The following is a 20,535-nucleotide window of genomic DNA, read 5'->3' as shown; positions in this document are numbered from 1 at the left end:
GTGCATACCCGTATCCGGAGATGATCCTCGCGTGTGTTATGTTTAATGACACGCCGCCCGCCGAGATCCACACCCTAGTGTTCGTCGGCAGCGTCAGATGTGTATAAGAGACAGGCCCCCGGTGTGGGCGGCCGGGAGCGCGTTACGCGCCGGCGGCGGCGTCGGTCGGGTCGTCGAGGGTGCGCTCGACGACCGCGGTCCCCGCGCCGGCGGCGGGGGACGCCGACGGCGAGGCATCCGTGGCCTGAGCGACACCGGCGCCGAACCCGCGGCCGACGGCCTGGCCCTGGATGATAGCGGCGAGGTCGAGACCGGTCGCGGCGCTCACGCTGTCGAACACCGAGCGCATCGCCTTCGCGTTGTCGCTGCCGACGACGCTGGACGCGCCGTCCTCACCGCTGCCGCCGATGATCGAGACGTTGCCGATGGCGGAATAGCCCTTGGCGAACTCGGCCATGATCTGGGGCAGCACCTCGAGCACGCGCTGCGAGAGGAAAGCCTCCTGGTTGGAGGCGATGGCCTTGGCCTCGGCCTCGACGGCCGCAGCGCGCGCCTCGCCCTCCGCGCGGATCGCCTCGGCCTCGGCATTGGCCCGCAGGCGCCGAGCTTCTGCCTCGGCCTCGGCCTGCGCGCGCAGCGCGTTCGCATCACCGGTGGCCTTCGCCTCGGCCGCGGCGGCCTCACCGGCGGCGCGCGCACGGTCGGCCTGAGCCTGCTGCTCGGCGATGCGCGTGCGTGCTTCGGCCTGCTTGACCTGCTCGATCGCCGCGGCCTCAGCGGACTTCTCGCGGGTGAACAGGTCGGCCTGCGCGCGGGTCTCTGCTTCGTAACGCTGCGCATCGGCGACGCGCTTGACGTCGGCGTCGAGCTGGGCCTGCTTGTTCTCGGCCTGCTGCTGCAGAACGGCCTGCTCTGCCTGCGCGCGGGCCAGCTGCTCGGCCTGCTCGGCCTCGGCGCGAGCCCGCCCGATCCCGGCGTTCGCGTTGGCGGTGTTGGTGTCGAGCGCGGTCTGCTCGATCAGGTTCGCCTCCTGGTTGGCGATGTTCTTCTGGTTGATCGCGCGGTCGGCGTTGGTCTGCGAGATCTCGGCCGCCTGGCGCTTCGCCTGGATCTCGGGTGCGCCGAGCGACTGGATGTAGCCGACCTTGTCGGTGATGCCCTTGATCTGGAACGAGTCGAGGATGAGGCCCTGATCGGCCAGCTCGCTCGAGACGTCGGCGGCGATCTGGTCGGAGAACTTCTTGCGCTCGCGCATCAGCTCGACGACCGACAGGGTCGCGACGATGCCGCGCAGCGCGCCCTCCAGCTGCTCGGTGGTGAACTGCTCGATCGCCTTGTCCTGCGAGGCGAACCGCTCGGCGGCGCGACGGACGTAGAGGGGGTCGGAGCCGATCTTGACGATCGCGACGCCGTCGACGTTGAGCGTGACGCTGTCGAGCGACTGCGCTTCGGCGTTCAGCAGCACCTGGCGTGAGCGCAGCGAGATGATCTCGTGGCGCTGCGTGATCGGGTTGACGAGCGACTTCCCGTTCACGATCACGGTGACGGGCGACTCGGCCATCTCCGAGCTCGTACTGCCGTCGGCGTTGATGACCGCGCGCTGCACCTTCTGCTTGCGGCCCGAGATGACGAGCGCCTCGTCGGCTCGGGCGACCTTGATCCAGCTGCGCGCGAACAGCAGCAGGATCAGTGCGACGACGATCGCGGCGACGACCGCGATTCCGATGATGACCAGGATGCCGAGTGCTCCGGCGATCTCCATGGTGACCTTCCCTTCCCCCTTGCAGGTGTCAGGTACACCCTGCCAGAGTCTCGGCGGTCACATCCCCCGCAGCTTCTCCGTGAGGCGGAGCAGCTGCGCGAGCTCGGCGTCGTCGAGGGGAGACATCTTCTCGGCGATGGTGCGGCCGTGCACCGTCGCGAGCTGACGGAACGCCTTGGCGCCGGCATCCGTCGCCGTGATCAGTGCACCGCGACCGTCGTCGGGATCTATCGCCTTCGTGATGAGGCCGCGCGTCACCATGCGGTCGATGAGCCTCGAGACGCTGGGCTGGCTGATGAGCGACTTCGCGGTGATGTCGCGCAGCCGAGAGGTCATCTCGGGCGCACGCGCGACGGTGAGGAGCACGTCGTATTCGCCCTGCGTGAGGTCGGATCCGTCGAAGTCGACGGCCATCTCCGCCAGCAGCTGGTGCTGCGCGCGGAACAGGCTCTCCCAGGCCTGCAGGGCGAGCTCGCGGTCGGTCATGCTCTCAGCGTAGTGTCGCGGGTCGACGTCGGGCGGCAGCAGTAAGGGCCGGTCGGAGAGGCTTCCGACCGGCCCTTGTCCCTTGCACCAAAGAGAGTCCTGCAATCACATGCGGTGGATGCCACAGCAAACATTCACCGTGTGATGAGCATATAACGACGAGGTAACGAATGCAACGGTTTGGTTACAAAGATTCGGTTGCACCCGGGACGGGTCAGCGACCGGCGCGATCCATCGACCTCTGGATGGCGACCGAAGCGGCTCCGCGCGCCCACGCCCGGAATCCCGAGGTGTCGACGTGGATGTCGAGTGGTGCGGCCTGTGCGTCGCGTCCGTCGGCGACGGCTCTGCGGACGACCTCCTCCGCCACCTCGAACAGGCCCACCCCGTCCCCGGCCAGCACGACGGCTGACTGCAGGCTGAGGTTCGCGGCGAGAGCCATCAGCTTTCCGAGTGCGATGCCGGCGGCGTCGACCACGGTGCGGGCCGCCGGGTGGTCGGCGGCTGCCAGCTCGAGAGTCTCCGCATAATCGACCGGTCGCCCGAGCGCGGCCGACATCTGGGCCGTGATCGATCCCGACGACAGCATGGCCTGTGCGCAGCCGCGATGCCCGTCGGTGCAGAGCGGCCCGTACGGATCGAGGGGGATGTGCCCTCCGGTTCCCGTGGTGGCGTCCGGTGTGCGGACGACCTCTCCGGAGACGACGAGTCCGTATCCCACGCCCGCTCCGATGGTGAGGGTCACGAAGCCGTCGAGTCCTCTTCCGACTCCGAACCAGCGCTCGGCCTCAGCCAGCGCGACGACGTCGTTCTCGACCGCGACCGGGATGCTCAGCTCGCGCTCCAGCGTGCGTCGAACGTTCACGTCGGCCCAGCCGAGGAACGGCGCGAATGCGACCACGCCGTCGTGCACGACCCCGCCGAGGCTCACGCCCACACCGCGAAGGCCGTCCAGGCCGAGACCGAGCACGGTCTCGACGACGAGCCGAAGAACAGCATCCGGCGAGGCGTCCTCGATCGTCCGCTCGTCGCAGGCGATCACCTCCGCCCGGATGTCTGTGCCGACGGCCACGATCTGATCGCCGGTGATCTTCACCCCGGCGAACGATCCGAGACCGGGGGCGATGTCGAGCGGCCGTGTAGGTCTGCCGACGGAGCCGTCGGCGACCTCGTCGAGCTCCACCAGCAGGCCTCGTTCGAGGAGAGGCTTCGCCAGCCGCGTCAAGCTCGCAGGCGACAGCCCCAGCCGCGCCGTGAGATCACGACGTGACACCGGACCGTGGATCAGGACGGCGCGTGCGACAGCTGCTTCGCTCTCACTCATTCACCACTCCCCGCTTTTCTTTCATTCTGACATGAAGTGGGTGGGAGGATCGCGCTCGCTCGCGGGGAAGTGGACGCTTGACCTACCAGTTATTTCCGTTGTAGAAATAACCCATGCTTCACCTCGAGGATGCGGTCTCCCACCCCGCCTACGCCGATTCGGTCGGACCGTCAGCCCCCGACGCTGTGCACCTGCGCCGCGCGGGGACGAGCGTCGTCGTCGACCTCGCCGGCGGCGAGCCGGTGATCGCCCACTGGGGCGAGGATCTCGGCGACGCATCACACGAGACGATCGTCTCGCTCGCGACCGCCTCGCGCCTTCAGCGAGTGTCGGGTGGCCTCGACGAGACCGCCCGGCTCGGAGTCGTCGCCACGGCGGCAGCGGGGTGGCTCGGAACTCCCATGCTGGAAGGCCACCGTGATGGTGAAGCGGTGAGCGCGCTGCTCACGCTGACCGGCATCCAGGCGACATCCGATGCTCTCCAGCTGCACTTCGTCGACACCGAGACCGAGATCTCGGCGCGGCACGAGCTGCGCGTCACGGCCTCCGGTCTCGTGCGAGCCCGGACCACGGTGCGCAATGACGGTGCGGGCGTCTACACCGTGCAGGCTCTGCACACGGCGCTTCCGCTGCCATGGGACAGCACGGAGCTTCTCGACACGACCGGCCGTCACCTGCGCGAGCGCTCGGCGCAGCGCCACGAGCTGACCTTCGGCACGCATGTGCGGGAATCCCGCCGCGGGCGCCCCGGCGCGGATGCGACGCTTCTGCTGGCCGCCGGTGTGCCCGGCTTCGGTTTCGAGCGCGGTCGGGTCCACGGCATCCACCTCGCCTGGAGCGGCAACTCCCGCGTGTTCGCGGAACGCACCTCGACCGGCGAATCGTTCCTCGGCGCGGGTGAGCTGTACCTGCCCGGTGAGATCCGCCTGGGTCAGGGCGAGGAGATCTCCTCGCCCGAGCTGCTCGGGTCATGGGGCGACGGGCTGGACGAGCTCTCCGCGCGCTTCCACGCTGAGTGGCGCGCCCGCCCGCAGCACCCGACGCGTCCGCGGCCGATCACCCTGAACACGTGGGAGGCGGTCTACTTCGACCACCGACTTCCCAAGCTCATCGCCCTCGCAGACGCGGCCGCCGAGGTCGGGGTCGAGCGCTATGTCCTGGATGACGGCTGGTTCCGTCACCGCCGCGACGACACCGCCGGGCTCGGCGACTGGTATGTCGACGACACTGTCTGGCCCGACGGCCTGCACCCGATCGCCGACCATGTCGTGGCGAAGGGGATGGAGTTCGGCCTCTGGTTCGAGCCGGAGATGGTGAACCCCGACAGCGACCTCGCCCGCGCGCACCCCGAGTGGATCCTCCGTGGCCGTGTCGGGCTGCCCGCGTCCGCCCGCCAGCAGCAGGTTCTCAACCTGGCCCACCCCGACGCCTACGACTACATCCGAACCGTCATCGACGACATCCTCGACGAGTACCCCATCTCGTACATCAAGTGGGACCACAACCGTGACCTCGTCGATGCCGCCGCAGGCCCGGGCGGAGCCGGTCAGGTCCACGCGCAGACCCTGGCCGTCTACCGGCTGATCGACGAGCTGAAGGCCGCACACCCCGGCCTCGAGATCGAAAGCTGCGCATCGGGTGGGGCGCGAGTCGACCTCGGTATCCTCGATCGGACCGACCGCATCTGGACCAGCGACTGCCTCGACCCCGTCGAGCGTCTTGAGAACCAGCGCCACACCGCGCTCGTCGTGCCGCCCGAGATGATGGGCATGCACCTCACCACCCCGCACGTGCATTCCACCGGCCGCACCGTCTCGCTCTCCATGAGCGGCGCCGTCGCCCTGTTCGGCCACTTCGGCATCGAATGGGATGTCACGACGCTGTCCGAGGCGGACGCCGCGGAGGTCGCCGAGTGGGTGGCGCTCGCCAAACGCGTGCGCCCCCTCGTCGCGACCGGCCGCATCGTGAACAGCGACGTCGCCGACCCCGGTCTCGACGTCCGCGGCATCGTGGCGGCCGACGCCGCGTCGGCGTTCTTCACCATCACCCAGTCGCAGACTCTGATCTCTTCACCGACCGGGCGCGTGCGCCTGCCCGGGCTCGAGGACGACCGCACCTACCGCGTGCGGGTCGTCACCCCCGGCGGGATCGTCTCCGCCCCTGCGCAGTCACCGCTGGAGTGGGCGCACCACGACACCGTGCTGACCGGACGGCAGCTCGCCGTGGTCGGCCTTCGTCCCCCCGTCCAGAACCCCCAGCAGTCCACCGTCATCGAGATCGCGACCGCGTAGTTCGCGACACCGCGCAAGGAGGCGCACATCATGAGACCCAGATTGCTCCGCACCGCCATCGCCGGCGCCCTCACAGCCGGGCTCACGCTCGCGCTGGGCGGGTGCGCCGGCAACGGCGCCGCCGATGTCACCACCCTCGACTTCTTCCAGTTCAAAGGTGAAGCGCTCGAGGACTTCAACGAGATCATCGCCGCGTTCGAAGCAGAGAACCCTGACATCAAGGTCGTGCAGAACCAGGTCGGTGACGCGGAGACTCTGATCCGGACGCTGCTCGTCAAAGACCGCACTCCGGACGTGATGACCCTCAACGCCAACGGGAACTTCGGCAAACTCGCCGAGGCCGGCGTCTTCTACGACTTCTCCGACGAGCCGATCCTGGACACGATCAGCCCAGGGGTTCAGGACATCCTCGCGGACCTCGGCAACCACGGCGACGAGGTGAACAGCCTCGGCTATGTGAACAACGCGAACGGGATCATCTACAACCAGGACATCTTCGAACAGGAGGGCCTCGAGGTCCCCGAGACGTGGGACGAGCTCATCGCACTGTGCGACACCCTCCAAGAGCGCGGCATCACGGCGTTCGCCACCTCGCTCGCAGAGAACTGGACGCCGATGCCGTCCTGGAACGGCATCGGCGCGTACTACGCCCAGGACGACTTCTTCGCCGAGATGCGCGCCGACGGCGCGAGCATCGGACCCGACTCCGCCGTCTCCTTCGAAAAGGACTTCCCCGAGGCGATGGAGCGTCAGGCAGAGCTGTTCCAGTACTCCCAGGACGGCTACCGCGGAGCCTCCTACGACGACAGCACGTCCCTGTTCGCCCAGGGAGGCGCGGCGATGATGCTCCAGGGCATCTGGGCGCTCAGCCCCGTCAAGGCGGTGAATCCCGACATCCGAGCCGGGATCTTCCCCTATCCCGTCCCTCAGGATCCGGCCGACCGGATGCTGGTCTCGGGCGTCGACGTCGCCGTGACGATGGCACGCGACACCCCGCACAAGGAGGAGGCGCTGCGGTTCATCGAGTTCATGTTCCGCCCGGACGTCATCGAGGAATTCGCGGCGTCGCAGACGATGATGCCGTCGGTCGAAGGAGCGCAGCTCAGCGACGACCCGGCGCTGCAGTCGATCGCCCCGTACTTCGAGAGCGGCAGGATCACGGGCTTCATCGACCATCAGGTGCCGACCGCGATTCCCCTCACCGGCGTCGTGCAGCAGTACCTCTACGACGGCGACGTCCAGGGCGCGCTGAGCACTCTCGACAACGAGTGGCGCAAGGTCGCGGTTCGCACGATCACGAAGAATGAGGAGGACTGAGATGGCCACCGTCAACGCCGACGGCACACGCCGCGCCGAACGGGTGCGGTCCGCGCAGCGGGCGTCGCGTCACCGCTCGAAGCTCGCGCCCCGCGCGTACTACTGGTTCGTCTGGCCCGCGGTCATCGCGTTCGCCGGCTTCCACACGCTGCCGGTCATCATCGGCGTGTTCTTCAGCTTCACGAACTACCCGGGCTACGGCACGTGGGACTTCGTCGGAACAGCCAACTACGTCAACATCTTCCGCGACGACCGCGTGCTGCAGGCCTACGGGTTCTCCTTCCTGTTCGCGATCGTCGCGACCCTCGCGACGAATGCGATCTCGCTCGCGATCGCGATGGGGCTGAACGCGAAGATCCGGGCCAGGAACTTCTGGCGCGGGGTGTACTTCGTGCCCTACATCCTCGCCGTGCTCGTCGTCGGATACGTCTTCCAGTTCCTGTTCTCGAACTCGCTGCCGAAGATCCTCGCGGGGGTCCCGGTCTTCCGAGACAACATCCTCACGAATCCCGACTGGGCATGGACCGCCGTCGTCGTGCTGGCGGTGTGGCAGGCATGCGCATTCGCGATCATCATCTACCTCGCCGGCCTCCAGACGATCCCCACGGACATCTACGAGGCGGCGTCGATCGACGGGGCCAGCCCCGCTCGCCAGTTCCGGTCGATCACCTTCCCGCTCATCAGCGCCTTCTTCACGATCAACGTCGTGCTGAGCCTGAAGGGCTTCCTGCAGGTGTTCGACCCGATCATCGCTCTCACGAACGGCGGACCGGGCACTTCCACGGAGTCGGTGACGATGCTCATCTTCCGCGGCGGGTTCTCCGGCGGCGAGTTCGCCTACCAGACCGCCAACGCGGTGATCTTCTTCATCGTCATCACCATCGTCTCGCTTCTACAATTCCGGGTCCTTCAGCGCAGAGAGGCCGACTTCTGATGTCCAGCTCCGTCACCACACCCATCGAGGCGAACGAGGCGACCACCGCTGTCGTCCTGCCGCGCACGCGCCGCTTCGCCGGCGGCGCCGATCCTTCCGACACCCGTCGCACCAACTGGTGGGCGACCGCGCTCATCGCGGTGTGCTCGCTGACGATCTTCATCCCGCTGTATCTCGCCGTCGCCGTCGCTCTGAAGACGCCGGCTCAGCTGGCAGCCGGCACCGGCTTCGAACTGCCGTGGCCGATCAGCTGGCAGAATTTTGCCGTCGCGTGGGAGCGAACCGCTTTCCCGCAGGCGCTGCTGAACACGGCGATCATCACGATCGGATCGGTCGTGTTCACGCTGCTCACGAGCTCGCTGGTCGCCTATGCGCTGGCCCGCAACCTGCACCGCCCGTTCTTCAAAGGCGTCTTCTACTATCTGCTGGCAGCGCTGTTCGTCCCGTTCCCGATCATCATGCTCCCGCTCGTGAAGCAGACCTCGGTGCTCGGCCTCGACAACCCCGCGGGCATGATCATCCTGTACACGATCTACGGTCTCAGCCTGAACGTGTTCATCTACACGGCCTTCATCCGCTCGATCCCGATCGAGCTGGAAGAGGCGGCCCGCATGGACGGAGCCTCGACGTGGCGGGTGTTCCGGCAGATCGTGTTCCCGCTGCTGATGCCGATGAATGCCACGGTCGGCATCCTCACCTGCGTGTGGGCATGGAACGACTTCATCATGCCGCTCGTCGTGCTGACCTCGCCCTCAGACCGGACGCTGTCGCTCGCGCAGTATGTGTTCCAGGGGCAGTACAACACCGACTACACGGTGGCGTTCGCGTCGTACCTGATGGCCATGGCGCCCCTGCTGATCGTCTACATCTTCTCGCAGCGCTGGGTCATCTCCGGCGTGATGCGCGGGTCGATCAAGTAGGGCTGACCAGAGGGATCGGCGCCGACGCGGGAAGGCACGCGTCAGTGCCCGACCACGCCCAGCTCGTAGGCGCGGATCACCGCATCCACGCGGTTGCGCAGCTCGAGCTTCGACAGCACCCGCCCGACGTGGGCTTTCACCGTCGAATCGCTCAGGTGCAGGGCCGTGGCGATCTCGCCGTTGGTGCGCCCCTGACCGATCAGCACGAAGATCTCCCGCTCCCGCGCGGTGAGTTCCCCGAGCGCGCGCTCCTCGTCGTCCGTCTGCCGTCCGCCCAGGTGGGGTGCGGCGGTCGCGATCAGGTGCGCGGTGATCCGCGGCGAGACGACCGCGTCGCCGGCGTGCACGGCATGGATCGCGGCGACGAGCTGCTCGGGCCTGGTGTCTTTCAGCAGGAATCCCGCCGCGCCGGCGCGCAGCGCGCCGAAGGCGTACTCGTCGAGGTCGTAGGTGGTGAGCACCAGCACGCGCGTGCGGGGCCGGCGGGCGAGGATCCGCCTGGTCGCTTCGATGCCGTCGGTGCCCGGCATCCGCACATCCATCAGGATCACGTCCGGATGCAGACGCTCGGCCGCACCGACCGCCCGCTCACCGTCGTCGGCCTCGCCGACGACGACGACGCCGGGCGTCGCATCGAGCATGAGCCGGAAGCCGTAGCGCACGAGCTCCTGGTCGTCGACGAGCAGCACGCGGATGTCATCGCTCATCTCCTGCTCCTTCCGTGTCGTTGCCGTGCAGTCGGGCGGCGACCCGCCATCCGAGACGGTGCGGACCCACCTCGATCGTCCCGTTGTACAGAGCCACCCTCTCCTGCATGCCGAGCAGCCCGCGCCCGACGGAGTCGCCGTTCGCCGGCAGGGCGGGCCGGGATGCCGAGGTGTCCTGCACGACGATCGCGACGTCACCATCGAGCCATTCGACGTGCACCTCGACCGACTGGAGGTCGGTCGCGTGGCGGAGGGAGTTGGTGAGCGACTCCTGCACGATCCGGTACACCGTCAGGCCCAGCGCGGCATCGGCGGGTGGCCGCCCGGTGACGGTCAACCGCACCGGCAGGCCCGCGTCGGCGAACTCCTGCACGAGAGCCGGCAGCCTGCCCGCGTCGGGCTGCGGTGCGTGCTGCAGCTGGGTATCCGCTTCGCCCACGGCCACGTCGTCTCCGGCGCGCACCGTGCCGAGCAGCCGCCGCACCTCGCCGAGCGTTCTGCGTCCGGTCTCGGCTACCCGACCCATCGCCTCCTTCGCCTGCTGCGGCTTCTCGTCCGCGGCCAGGCGCGCGCCGTCCGATACGGCGATCATCACGGTCAGACTGTGCGCGATCACGTCGTGCATCTCGCGCGCGATGCGCTCGCGCTCCTGCGCGCGAGCCGTCTCGGCCTGCTGATCGCGTTCGCGCACCAGCTGCGCGGCGCGTTGCCGAAGCTCCCCGAGCTGGCGTCGACGGTGCCCCGCGTTGATCCCCAGCAGTGTCGTGATCAGCAGCAGCGCGGCGAGCAGGCTGAAGAAGTTCAGCCAGTCCAGCAGGGTGTCCCGCGCCTCGATCGGAGGCGCGGACCCGAGCATGTGCGGCAGTCGCGTGCCGCGCAGAGTGAGGGCTCTCGCACCCGCCGCGGCGAGCAGCAGCGCCACGCCCAAGGCCGACCAGGCCGTCATCGGCCGGGCTCGCAGTCCGACCAGGTACATGGCGCCGACGGCGAGCATCCCCTCGGCCCCCGATCCGACCGCCGTCGACGCCAGGGCGAGGGCCATCGCGCCCGCGAAGGCTGCGGGGGGATGTCGATGCCGCAGGACCAGCACGACGATCCCGCCCACTCCGAGTGCGACCAGCGACCACAGCGGCGTGACGAACGGCGGCTCGAGCGAGAGTGCGGCCATCGTGATGGCCGTAATAAGGTACAGCGCCGGCAGCACGGCATCCGCGATCGAGAACCGGCGTGCCGGACGCGACGCCTCGGAGGAGGCGCCGCGCAGGCCGGACGATGCCGTGTTCAGACGTCCCCCCGGCGCAGACGCAGAAGACCGAGGAGCAGGAACGCGAGCGCCCAGGCCGCGGCGATGATGCCGCCGGCACCCCAGCTGACGTATCCGTCGACCAGATCCACGAGCACTCCTTGGTTCTCGGGGGCGTTGCTCATGGCATCCCCCGCCTTCGACATGGTGAGCAGCTGCATGTTGCGCACCGTCTGAGAGACCGGCAGCGCCGACAGCACCACCGGCAGCAGCAGCGTCAGAGTGACGGCGCCCGCGATGCTCGGCGCCACTCCGCGCAGCAGCGCGCCCATGCCCACCCCGAGGATAGCCGAGAGGCCGAGGTAGACCGCGGAGCCCGCGAACGCCGGCAGCACTCCCGGCGCGGTGAGCCCGACGCCGAGGCCGAGCGCATCGAAGAACGGCAGGGTCGCCGTCCACGAGCCGAGCACCGCGAGCAGGCCCGCGGCCGTGACGGCGACGAAGGCGACGCACGCCTTCGCCAGCAGCACGGGGGTGCGCCTGGGCGCCGCGACCATCGTCGGCTGAATGGTGCCGCTGGCGTACTCGCCGCTGACCAGCAGCACTCCCAGGATGACGGCGACGAGCTGACCGAACAGCACGGTGCCCACGGTGACCTCGTCGAGCATGAATCCGGTCGAGGGCTGGTCGGGGATCCCCGCACCGACCATCGTCACGGCCAGGGCCAGACTGGCGCCCATGCCGAGCAGGACGATCGAGACGAGCATCGCGACGTTCGAGCGCAGGCTGAAGAGCTTGATGAACTCCGAGCGCAGGATGCCGGGGAAGCTGAGCCTCGTAGGGGCGGGGATGAAGGTCGTGCGCTTGTGGTCGATGGCGGTCATCGAAGTGCTCCTGCGTCGGTGGCGGTCGAGGTGAGGGACGAGCGGTATTCGACGTCTCCGGCGGTGAGTGCGAGATAGGCGTCTTCGAGGGACCCCGACGAGGTCATGACCTCGTACAGCACGATGCCCGCAGCCGAGGCCGCCGCGGCGACGAGCTCGGCGCTCAGCCCGGTGATCTCATAGGCGTCGTCACCGACCGTCGACACCGACACATGAGCGTCGGCGATCGCGGCCATCAGGCGCGCTCCATCGTGGGTACGCACTCTCACCACCTGCCGGGTGACCTTCGCCACGACGTCGCCGACCGTGCCGTCGGCCAGAATTCGACCCCGCCCGAGGACGATCAGCCGGTCGGCGGTCTGCGACATCTCGCTCATCAGGTGGGAGGACAGCAGCACCGTCCGGCCTTCGGCGGCAAGCGTGCGCATCAGCGTGCGCACCCATCGCACGCCCTCCGGGTCGAGCCCGTTGACCGGCTCGTCGAGGATGACGATGCCCGGGTCGCCGAGCAGCGCCGTGGCGATGCCGAGACGCTGGCCCATGCCGAGCGAGAAGCCGCCCACCCGTTTGCCCGCGACCGACTCGAGGCCGGCGAGCTCCAGCACCTGGCGTACCCGCGAGGCGCCGATACCGTGCGTCGCGGCGATGGCGCGCAGGTGCTGGTACGCCGTGCGGCCGCGGTGGGCCGCCTTCGCGTCCAGTAGCACGCCCACCTCGCGCAGCGGTGCCCCGTGCTCGCGATACGCCCGCCCGTTCACCTGCACCGACCCGGAGGTCGGTCGGTCGAGGCCGACGATCATGCGCATGGTGGTGGACTTGCCGGCACCGTTCGGGCCGAGGAACCCGGTCACCTGACCGGGCTCGACGGTGAAGTCGATGCTGTCGACGGCGGTTCTGGAGCCGTAGCGCTTGACGAGCGCTTCGGCCGATATCACTGGTTTCTCTTTCGCATGCCACCGACAGTACGAACGGTGCCCGACTCGCCACATCGGACGCGGGTGCCTCTTTCCGACGCAGCCGATACCTGGGTACCGGCTAATCCGGAGGGGAAGATCAGCGCCGGACGATCGCCGCAGACTCCGAGAGCAGAATCGTGCCGTCCGTCGTCGATGCGATCTCTCGCGTCGCCAGCAGAACCTGCCCGGCGACGTCGAACTCGACATCGGCGGAGGTCAGGTTGATCAGGATGCTCAGCCCGCCCCGATCGATGCGGAACGCGCGGCGCTCGGGTTCGTCCGCCGGCACGACGAGATCGACGGACGGCTCCCGGATGCCGGGTTCGGTCAGCTCCGGGAGCTCGCGCCGCAGCGCCGCGAGCCGTCGGTACAGGTCGAGCAGTCGGGCGTGGCGGGAAGACGCCAGCTCCCCCCAGTCGAGGTGGGACCGCTCGAAGGTCTTCGGATCCTGCGGGTCGGGTACGACCGCGGCATCCCACCCCATCCGGGCGAACTCCGCGATGCGGCCCTCGGCCGTCGCACGGCCGAGCTCGGGCTCGGGATGCGAGGTGAAGAACTGCCACGGCGTGGACGCGCCCCACTCCTCGCCCATGAACAGCATGGGTGTGCCCGGCGCGGTGAGCGTCAGCACGGCCGCGACCGCCAGCCGGTCATCCGACAGCGTCGCACTGAGGCGGTCGCCCGCGGCGCGGTTTCCGATCTGATCGTGATCCTGGGTGAACGTGACCAGCCGCCAGGCGGGCACCTCGTGCGGGATCGGCGCGCCGTGCACGTGGTCGCGGAACGACGAGAACGTGCCGTCGTGGAAGAATCCGCCGTCGGTGACCTTCTCGATGGCATCCGGCGCGGCGAAGTCGGCGTAGTAGCCCGACGTCTCGCCGGTGAGCGCGACGTGCACCGCGTGGTGCCAGTCATCCGACCACTGCGCGGTGAGCCCGTACCCGCCGGCCTCGCGCGGCAGGATCAGAGTCGGATCGTTCAGGTCGGATTCGGCGATCAGGGTGAGCGGCCTGCCCTCGTGGGCCGAGAGGGCGTCGACGCGTTCGGCGAGCTGCTTCAGGATGTGGGTGCGACTGTCGTCGTGCAGCGCGTGCACCGCATCCAGACGAAGACCATCGACGTGCCGGTCGCGCAGCCACATCAGCGCGTTGTCGATGATGTAGTCGCGCACGGGTGTCTGATCGAGATCGATCGAATCGCCCCACGTGGTGCGGCTGCCCGCCCGCAGGTAGGGGCCGAACTCGGGCAGGTAGTTGCCGCTCGGGCCGAGATGGTTGTACACGACGTCCTGGATCACGGCGAGACCGTGCGCGTGGGCGGCGTCGACGAACCGCTGATACCCCCGCGGGCCGCCGTAGCCCTCGTGCACCGCGTACCAGAGCACACCGTCGTATCCCCAGTTCCATGGCCCGTTGAACGCGTTCACCGGCAGCAGCTCGACGTGGGTCACCCCGAGCTCGACGAGATGCGACAGCCGGTCGATCGCCGCGTCGAACGTGCCCGACGGGGTGAAGGTGCCGACGTGCAGCTCGTAGATGAGCCCGCCCGCGAGCTGGCGTCCCGTCCACGCGCCGTCCGTCCAGGTGAACGCCGTCTCGTCGAACGCCGCCGACGCGGCATGCACCCCGTCGGGCTGCCGACGCGAGCGCGGGTCGGGCCGCAGCTGATCGCCGTCGCCGAGGACGAACCCGTAGCGCTCGCCGTCGGCGAGGGCCGCGTCCACCTGCCACCAGCCGCCCGGGCCGGAGGTCATCTCCCTCTCGTCGAGCGTCGAGCCGTCGTCGCCCAGGCGCCGCAGTCGCACCCGCGTCGCGCGCGGCGCCCAGACCTCCGTCTGTGCACCGGCCCGCATCACCGCACCTCCCGCAGCAGCGCGACGGGGTAGTGCTCGAGCAGCTCGGCAAGTCTCACCGGACCGCCGGTGAAGTGCCGTCCGGTGAGCACGTCGATGGACGGCATCTCCGAGCGCATCAGCGTCGTCTCGCCCCACCCGCCGACTCGCTCCAGTCCGACCGGAAGGCGCGTGGCGACGACGGTCAGTCCGCCGCGGTCGACCGCGACGGCATGGGCCGCGGCCGGCCCGGTGACCGTCTCGGGGCGGTAGGTCGTGAACAGCTCGGGGTGGTCGCGGCGCAGGCGCAGCACGCGAGAGGTGACCAGCAGCTTCGCGGCCCCGGAGCCGTCGATCGGGGGCAGGCTGCCTTCGGCGACAGCCGCGTCGAGCTCGGCGAGCATGCGCGAGCGCTCGGCGAAGTCCACCGATCGGCGGTTGTCGGGATCGACGAGCGACAGATCCCACAGCTCCGAGCCCTGATAGACGTCCGGTACCCCCGGTCCGGTGAGCTGCAGCACCTTCGCGGAGAGCGAGTTCGACCGCCCGTGTCCGACGATCTCGCCGACGAAGCGCTCGATGATCGGCTTCGCGGCGCCGTTCGCTGCGTCGGCGATCGCCGCGAGACCCTTCTCGAACTCGGCATCCGGATGCTGCCACGCGGTCGACTCCGATGCCTCCCGCGCCGCCTTCTGGGCGTAGGCCAGCAGCCGGTCCGACGAGATCGGCCATGCGCCGACGGCCGCCTGCCAGAGCAGGCTGTCGAGCGGCCCGTGGCCGGTCGAGGCGACGCCGCGCAGCTCGTCGAGCACGTCGGTCCAGCGCTCCGGCACCTCCGCGAGCACCGCGAGGCGGGTGCGCACGTCTTCCGATCGCTTCGTGTCGTGCGTCGAGAGGGTGGTCATCGAGCACGGCCAGGCGGCCAGGCGCCGCTGCTGCGCGGTGTGGAACTGCGGCACGCTCAGCGCCGTGACCGAGGGGTCGCCGCCGACCTCGGTCAGCGTGCCGAGTCGTGTGTGACGGTAGAACGCGGTGTCCTCCACACCCTTCGCCATGATCGCGCCGGAGGTCTGCTGGAAGCGCCGTGCCACGGGCAGATCCGGGTCAGCGAGCAGCGGTTCGAGCTCGGCGATCGCGGATGCCAGGTCGGGTCGTCGACGTGCCGCCTCCTCGGCCGCATGGCGCAGATGCTCGCGACCGGCGGGCAGGTACGAGCGGTAGACGGGGAAGCAGGCGAGCAGCTCGGCCAGGGCATCGCCTGCGCGCACGATGCCGAACGGCAGGTCGTGCACGAGCCGGCGCACCTCCGACTGCAGCAGTCCGTCGGCCATCGCCCGCTTGGTGTCGTGGATGAGGTCGTGCCACTCCTGCGCCTCGGGGAGACCGCTCTCGGCCCGCAGCCGCGCGTCGAGGGCGGTGAGCTCGTCGACGCCGGCAGGGTCGATCAGCACCCGGTCGATCTCGCCGAGGGCGTCGTACCCGGTCGTGCCGTCGGTGCGCCACCAGGGCGGCAGCTCCTCGCCGTGCTCGAGGATCTTCTCGATCAACGTGTACGCGCCGCCGGTGGCGTCCGCGAGTCGTTCGAGATACTCCTCCGGGTCGTCCAGTCCGTCCGGGTGATCGACTCGGATGCCGTCGGCGAGGCCCTCGCGGATCCACCGCACGATCTCCTCGTGCGACTGCGCGAACACGTCGGGAAGCTCGACGCGCACAGCGGCGAGCTCGGTGACGGCGAAGAAGCGCCGATAGTTCAGCTCGTCGTTCTGATCCTTCCAGTGGCGCAGCTCGTAGTGCTGCGCGTCGAGCAGGGCCGTGATGTCGTCGCTGTGCCGGCCCGTGCCCGGTGCCAGCGGGAGCACGTGCTCGAAGTACGACAGCGTGCCGTCCGGGGCATCCGGTGCCGGGGACGGATCGACCACGATCTCGCCGCGCGCGAGCACCTCGGCCGGCGTGCCGCCGAGGATAGGCAGCCGCACCTTGTCGTGCCCGCGCTCCCAGTCGATGTCGAAGGCGATCGCGTGAGCCGAGCCGCGGCCGAGGCGCAGCACGTCCCACCACCAGGGATTCTGGCGCGGCGCCGCGACCCCCACGTGGTTCGGCACGATGTCGACCAGGATGCCGAGGCCCTCGGCGCGGGCCGCGGCCGAGAAGGCCGCCAATCCTGCCGCCCCACCACGGGAGTCATCGATGCGCGAATGGTCGACGACGTCGTATCCGTGGCCCGAGCCGTCGGTCGCGGCCAGCAGCGGAGACAGATACGCCCAGTCCGCGCCGAGTCGGTGCAGGTAGCCGGTCACCGTCGCCGCCTCCTCGAGCGTGAAGCTCGAGGTGATCTGCAGTCGGTAGGTGGAATCGGGGCGGCTGGTCATCTCACACCTCAGGTTTCGGGGCGGGGGAGCGGATCGCCGCGTTCTCGACTTGCATCCGCAGGGACGCCTCGACCGAGTCGTCGGTCGGCTCATCCGCGTCGTCGACCTCGCGCAGCACGAGCATCGACCCGGCTCCGAGATGGACGTCGGCTTCGGCCGGAAGCGGATCGGCGTGAGTGAGCTCTCCCGCCGTGTCGACCACGGCCTCCCACGTGGCGCCGTGCCTGGCATCCGGAAGGACGACCTCGACGGTCTCGTCGCCGCTGTTGAAGTACACCAGGAAGTTCACGTCGGCCACCGGCCGCCCCTGCCGATCCTTCTCACGGATGCCGCGGCCGTTGAGGAACATGCCGATCGACAGTCCGAAGCCCGACTCCCAGTCCTCCGGCTGCATCGTGCGTCCGTCCGGCCGCAGCCACTCGATGTCGGGCACCGGGGAGCCCTCCTCGACGCGCACGGGCTTGCCGTCGAAGAACCGGCTGCGCCGGAACGTCGGATGCATCGCGCGCAGCCGGGTGATCGCCGCGGTGAACTCGATCAGCGGCAGATCCGCCGCCTCCCAGTCGATCCAGGTGATCTCGTTGTCCTGCGCGTAGCCGTTGTTGTTGCCGTCCTGGGTGCGCCCCAGCTCGTCGCCGTGCGAGATCATCGGCACGCCCTGTGACAGCAGCAGCGTCGCCAGCATGTTGCGCTGGCGCATGGCGCGGCGCCGGTTCACGCCCGGATCGTCGGTGTGCCCCTCCACGCCCAGGTTGTCGGAGCGGTTGTGGGATTCGCCGTCGTTGTTGTCTTCGCCGTTGGCCTCGTTGTGCTTCTCGGCGTAGCTCACCAGATCGCGCAGCGTGAAGCCGTCGTGGGCGGTGATGAAGTTGACGGATGCCACCGGCCGGCGGCCCGAGTGCTCGTAGAGGTCGGCCGATCCGGTGAGGCGCGAGGCGAACTCGCCCAGCGCCTGCGGCTCGCCACGCCAGAAGTCGCGGACCGTGTCGCGATACTTGCCGTTCCACTCCGACCACTGCGGCGGGAAGTTTCCCACCTGGTAGCCGCCGGGACCGATGTCCCACGGCTCGGCGATGAGCTTCACCTGCGAGACCACCGGATCCTGCTGCACGAGCTCGAAGAAGGTCGCCAGCCGGTCGACATCGTAGAACTCCCGGGCGAGGGTGGAGGCGAGGTCGAACCGGAACCCGTCGACGTGCATCTCGGTGACCCAGTACCGCAGCGAGTCCATGATCAGCTGCAGGGCGTGCGGGTTGCCGACGTTCAGGCTGTTTCCCGTGCCCGTGTAGTCGGTGTAGTACCGGCGGTCCTCCTCGAGGCGGTAGTAGGCCTCGTTGTCGATGCCGCGCATCGACAGGGTGGGGCCGAGGTGGTTTCCCTCGGCGGTGTGGTTGTAGACCACGTCGAGGATGACCTCGATGCCGGCGGCATGCAGCGCCCGCACCATCGCCTTGAACTCCTGCACCTGCTGGCCGTGCTCGCCACTGGACGAGTACGTGTTCTGCGGCGCGAAGAACGACAGCGTGTTGTAGCCCCAGTAGTTCGACAGGCCCTTGTCCTGCAGCGTGCTGTCGTTCACGAACTGGTGCACGGGCATGAGCTCGATCGCGGTCACGCCCAGCCGCGTCAGGTGGTCGATGATGGCGGGGTGCGCGACGCCCGCGTAGGTGCCGCGCAGCTCTTCGGGCACGTCCGGATGCCGGATGCTGAGGCCCTTGACGTGCGCCTCGTAGATCACCGTCTGCGCATAGGGCGTCTTCGGCAGCCGGTCGCCGCCCCATTCGAAGAACGGGTTGATCACGACGCTCTTCGGCGTGTGCGCCGCCGAGTCGTCCTCGTTGTGCGAGTCGGGGTCGCCGAAGTCGTAGGAGAACGCGGCCTGGCCCCACTCGACCTGCCCGGCGACGGCCTTCGCGTACGGGTCGAGCAGGAGCTTGCTCGGGTTGAACCGCTTTCCGTTGGCGGGGTCGTACGGTCCGTGCACACGGTAGCCGTACAGCTGCCCAGGCTGAACAGAGGGCAGGTAGCCGTGCCAGACGTAGGCGTCGACCTCGACGAGGTCGACGCAGGTCTCCTCGCCGTCGTCGTCGAACAGGCACAGCTCGACCCGCTCGGCGCGCTCGCTGAACAGGGCGAAATTCGTGCCCTGACCGTCGAAGGTCGCACCGAGCGGATGGGCGGATCCGGGCCACACGTCGACGGTCATGCCGCGAAACGTCCGTGGTCGCCGGCGCCGCGCGTGTGCGCGGCCGCCTCGTGCACGCGGCGCACGGCCTGTTCGAAGTCGAAGACCTGCGCCACCTCGATCGCCGCCGGGTAGGGGTACCCCGAATAGCAGATGAACAGGGGCGGGATCACCTCGACGTAGCCGACGGGGCCGTCGAGGGACACCTCGTAGCGATCGATGTCGACGAGCTCGTACCGGGGCTCGGCGCACTGCGGCTGCGCGGTCGGCTCGACCGGGGGAGCGGGGCACCGCCCGGTGGATCTGGTTGCGGCAGACATGAGGACTCCTGACTCGACTGCCTTCCGGCGAAGCGCCTCGAGGTCATTGCTGTTGAGAAGAACCTACGATGGTGACCTCCGCGTGGCTACGGGGTTGTCACACGACGGCGTTCGGGGTAACACACGGCATCACTCCGAGCTCGACGCCTGCGCGCTCTCCCCGTCGTCCGGCTCCGGGTCGAGCACCGGCTCGAGCATGCTGAGGATGCGCTGCAGGTGCATCGCGCTGAGCACGCCGGGGCCGGCGACGGCATCCGTCTCGACCGATCTCGCGTGCACCGCCCGCAGCAGGACGTCGACCGCCTCGGCCGCATGCGCGTGCAGCTGCTCGACGTCCTCGTCCTCCCCGCCGAGCAGATCGGCGACCGCCTGGCAGGCGGCGGCGAGGGGATCGACGAGAGCCGGGTCGAGCGGGAAAGCCGAGGGACGATCGTTGATCGTGTCGCTGAGACACCCCGAGACGTCGCGGATCTGGTGCGCCACCTCGACCAGCGTCTCGAGTCGGGCGTGCTCCTCGCTGGTGTCTCCGCGTCCGTGCCACGCGCGCGGGTTGCCGCGCCGGCTCTCGTCCGCTTCGATCAGCGCGTCGCGCAGTGAGCGGCTGGTCTCGGCGAGCGCGCCGGCATCCTGCATCCACCCGTCGCGCTCCGGCGGCCACTCCTCGGTCAGCGCCGCCGCGATGTCGTCGAGGTGAGCCGCCAGGCGCTGCTGGAACGCGTCGATCCGCGCGGCGGCCTCCGACACCAGCGGCGCCGGCGGGATGATCGCGTTCACCAGCAGACCGACGATCACGCCCACGGCGGTCTGGGTGACGTAGCCGAAGGAGTAGTCCTCGGCATCCGCTCCGCCGATGATCAGCACGAACAGCGCCGCCATCGGGATGTACTCGCGGCCCGCGCCGAACCAGCCCGTGCCCGACACGATCACGCCGACGCCCACCACCGCGGCGATCGACCACACGCTCGGTCCGACGGTCATCAGCACCAGCGTGGCCAGCGCGATGCCC

At 69.1% G+C, this 20,535-nt stretch carries 16 protein-coding genes; 4 read left to right on the top strand and 12 right to left on the bottom strand.

Features of this window, described 5'->3' with window-relative positions:
• Nucleotides 1–142 precede the first annotated feature (142 nt).
• The 3 genes from BFN01_RS05160 to BFN01_RS05150 all read right to left on the bottom strand — a co-directional run bounded on the left by BFN01_RS05160 (nucleotide 143) and on the right by BFN01_RS05150 (nucleotide 3,572).
• Complete coding sequence (locus tag BFN01_RS05160; RefSeq protein WP_071642228.1) at nucleotides 143–1,762, bottom strand: SPFH domain-containing protein; 1,620 nt, start codon at nucleotides 1,760–1,762, stop codon at nucleotides 143–145.
• A 57-nt stretch (nucleotides 1,763–1,819) separates the two neighbouring features.
• On the bottom strand, nucleotides 1,820–2,248 hold the full coding sequence (locus BFN01_RS05155; RefSeq protein WP_071642227.1) for a MarR family winged helix-turn-helix transcriptional regulator: 429 nt from the start codon (nucleotides 2,246–2,248) through the stop codon (nucleotides 1,820–1,822).
• Between the two features lie 214 nt (nucleotides 2,249–2,462).
• Complete coding sequence (locus BFN01_RS05150) at nucleotides 2,463–3,572, bottom strand: ROK family transcriptional regulator (RefSeq protein WP_071642226.1); 1,110 nt, start codon at nucleotides 3,570–3,572, stop codon at nucleotides 2,463–2,465.
• Between the two features lie 113 nt (nucleotides 3,573–3,685).
• Here BFN01_RS05150 and BFN01_RS05145 point away from each other — a divergent pair, with 113 nt between their 5' ends.
• The 4 genes from BFN01_RS05145 to BFN01_RS05130 are packed head-to-tail and all read left to right on the top strand — an operon-like array spanning nucleotide 3,686 to nucleotide 9,034.
• Nucleotides 3,686–5,863 (top strand): alpha-galactosidase, encoded by a 2,178-nt coding sequence (locus tag BFN01_RS05145; RefSeq protein WP_071642225.1) that lies wholly within the window; start codon nucleotides 3,686–3,688, stop codon nucleotides 5,861–5,863.
• A 30-nt stretch (nucleotides 5,864–5,893) separates the two neighbouring features.
• Nucleotides 5,894–7,180 (top strand): ABC transporter substrate-binding protein, encoded by a 1,287-nt coding sequence (locus BFN01_RS05140; RefSeq protein WP_071642224.1) that lies wholly within the window; start codon nucleotides 5,894–5,896, stop codon nucleotides 7,178–7,180.
• A gap of 1 nt (nucleotide 7,181) precedes the next feature.
• The gene (locus tag BFN01_RS05135; protein WP_083428654.1) at nucleotides 7,182–8,114 is read left to right on the top strand and encodes a carbohydrate ABC transporter permease; all 933 of its coding nucleotides are present in this window, start codon (nucleotides 7,182–7,184) and stop codon (nucleotides 8,112–8,114) included.
• Nucleotides 8,114–9,034: a carbohydrate ABC transporter permease gene (locus tag BFN01_RS05130; protein WP_071642223.1), complete on the top strand. Its 921-nt coding sequence runs from the start codon at nucleotides 8,114–8,116 to the stop codon at nucleotides 9,032–9,034. Before BFN01_RS05135 ends, BFN01_RS05130 begins: the two co-directional genes overlap by 1 nt.
• 41 nt (nucleotides 9,035–9,075) lie before the next feature.
• Here the strand turns inward: BFN01_RS05130 and BFN01_RS05125 are convergent, their stop codons facing one another.
• The 9 genes from BFN01_RS05125 to BFN01_RS15420 all read right to left on the bottom strand — a co-directional run.
• Nucleotides 9,076–9,741, bottom strand: a complete 666-nt coding sequence (locus tag BFN01_RS05125) for a response regulator transcription factor (RefSeq protein ID WP_071642222.1) — start codon at nucleotides 9,739–9,741, stop codon at nucleotides 9,076–9,078.
• The gene (locus BFN01_RS05120) at nucleotides 9,731–10,909 is read right to left on the bottom strand and encodes a sensor histidine kinase (RefSeq protein WP_083428655.1); all 1,179 of its coding nucleotides are present in this window, start codon (nucleotides 10,907–10,909) and stop codon (nucleotides 9,731–9,733) included. Before BFN01_RS05120 ends, BFN01_RS05125 begins: the two co-directional genes overlap by 11 nt.
• Before the next feature lie 113 nt (nucleotides 10,910–11,022).
• A complete protein-coding gene (locus BFN01_RS05115; protein ID WP_071642221.1) occupies nucleotides 11,023–11,868 on the bottom strand; it encodes an ABC transporter permease in 846 nt (281 codons plus the stop codon).
• On the bottom strand, nucleotides 11,865–12,803 hold the full coding sequence (locus BFN01_RS05110; RefSeq protein WP_071642220.1) for an ABC transporter ATP-binding protein: 939 nt from the start codon (nucleotides 12,801–12,803) through the stop codon (nucleotides 11,865–11,867). The genes BFN01_RS05115 and BFN01_RS05110 overlap by 4 nt, the downstream gene beginning before the upstream one ends.
• A 118-nt stretch (nucleotides 12,804–12,921) precedes the next feature.
• Entirely contained in the window at nucleotides 12,922–14,676 is a 1,755-nt protein-coding gene (treZ, locus tag BFN01_RS05105) for a malto-oligosyltrehalose trehalohydrolase (protein WP_071642219.1), read from the bottom strand.
• The gene (treY, locus tag BFN01_RS05100) at nucleotides 14,676–17,024 is read right to left on the bottom strand and encodes a malto-oligosyltrehalose synthase (protein ID WP_071642218.1); all 2,349 of its coding nucleotides are present in this window, start codon (nucleotides 17,022–17,024) and stop codon (nucleotides 14,676–14,678) included. The genes treZ and treY overlap by 1 nt, the downstream gene beginning before the upstream one ends.
• Before the next feature lies 1 nt (nucleotide 17,025).
• Nucleotides 17,026–19,230 (bottom strand): glycogen debranching protein GlgX, encoded by a 2,205-nt coding sequence (gene glgX, locus BFN01_RS05095; RefSeq protein ID WP_071642217.1) that lies wholly within the window; start codon nucleotides 19,228–19,230, stop codon nucleotides 17,026–17,028.
• Nucleotides 19,227–19,529 carry a hypothetical protein gene (locus BFN01_RS05090; RefSeq protein WP_071642216.1) on the bottom strand — a complete coding sequence of 101 codons (303 nt, stop codon included), beginning with the start codon at nucleotides 19,527–19,529 and terminating at the stop codon, nucleotides 19,227–19,229. Before BFN01_RS05090 ends, glgX begins: the two co-directional genes overlap by 4 nt.
• Nucleotides 19,530–19,658: 129 nt before the next feature.
• The coding region (locus tag BFN01_RS15420) for an FUSC family protein (protein WP_071642215.1) at nucleotides 19,659–20,535 on the bottom strand (877 nt) is incomplete at its 5' end.

It is taken from the genome of Microbacterium sp. AR7-10, assembly GCF_001878835.1.
Classification (GTDB): Bacteria; Actinomycetota; Actinomycetes; order Actinomycetales; family Microbacteriaceae; genus Microbacterium; species Microbacterium commune.
The sequence above is the reverse complement of the archived record's forward strand: the minus strand, read 5'-3'. Positions and strand labels throughout refer to the sequence as shown.

Bases quoted from the DNA above. Each gene is read 5' to 3' on its own strand.
- BFN01_RS05160 (WP_071642228.1), bottom strand. From the start codon at position 1,762: ATGGAGATCGCCGGAGCACTCGGCATCCTGGTCATCATCGGAATCGCG.
- BFN01_RS05155 (WP_071642227.1), bottom strand. From the start codon at position 2,248: ATGACCGACCGCGAGCTCGCCCTGCAGGCCTGGGAGAGCCTGTTCCGC.
- BFN01_RS05150 (WP_071642226.1), bottom strand. From the start codon at position 3,572: ATGAGTGAGAGCGAAGCAGCTGTCGCACGCGCCGTCCTGATCCACGGT.
- BFN01_RS05145 (WP_071642225.1), top strand. From the start codon at position 3,686: ATGCTTCACCTCGAGGATGCGGTCTCCCACCCCGCCTACGCCGATTCG.
- BFN01_RS05140 (WP_071642224.1), top strand. From the start codon at position 5,894: ATGAGACCCAGATTGCTCCGCACCGCCATCGCCGGCGCCCTCACAGCC.
- BFN01_RS05135 (WP_083428654.1), top strand. From the start codon at position 7,182: ATGGCCACCGTCAACGCCGACGGCACACGCCGCGCCGAACGGGTGCGG.
- BFN01_RS05130 (WP_071642223.1), top strand. From the start codon at position 8,114: ATGTCCAGCTCCGTCACCACACCCATCGAGGCGAACGAGGCGACCACC.
- BFN01_RS05125 (WP_071642222.1), bottom strand. From the start codon at position 9,741: ATGAGCGATGACATCCGCGTGCTGCTCGTCGACGACCAGGAGCTCGTG.
- BFN01_RS05120 (WP_083428655.1), bottom strand. From the start codon at position 10,909: ATGGCCGCACTCTCGCTCGAGCCGCCGTTCGTCACGCCGCTGTGGTCG.
- BFN01_RS05115 (WP_071642221.1), bottom strand. From the start codon at position 11,868: ATGACCGCCATCGACCACAAGCGCACGACCTTCATCCCCGCCCCTACG.
- treZ (WP_071642219.1), bottom strand. From the start codon at position 14,676: ATGCGGGCCGGTGCACAGACGGAGGTCTGGGCGCCGCGCGCGACGCGG.
- treY (WP_071642218.1), bottom strand. From the start codon at position 17,024: ATGACCAGCCGCCCCGATTCCACCTACCGACTGCAGATCACCTCGAGC.
- glgX (WP_071642217.1), bottom strand. From the start codon at position 19,230: ATGACCGTCGACGTGTGGCCCGGATCCGCCCATCCGCTCGGTGCGACC.
- BFN01_RS05090 (WP_071642216.1), bottom strand. From the start codon at position 19,529: ATGTCTGCCGCAACCAGATCCACCGGGCGGTGCCCCGCTCCCCCGGTC.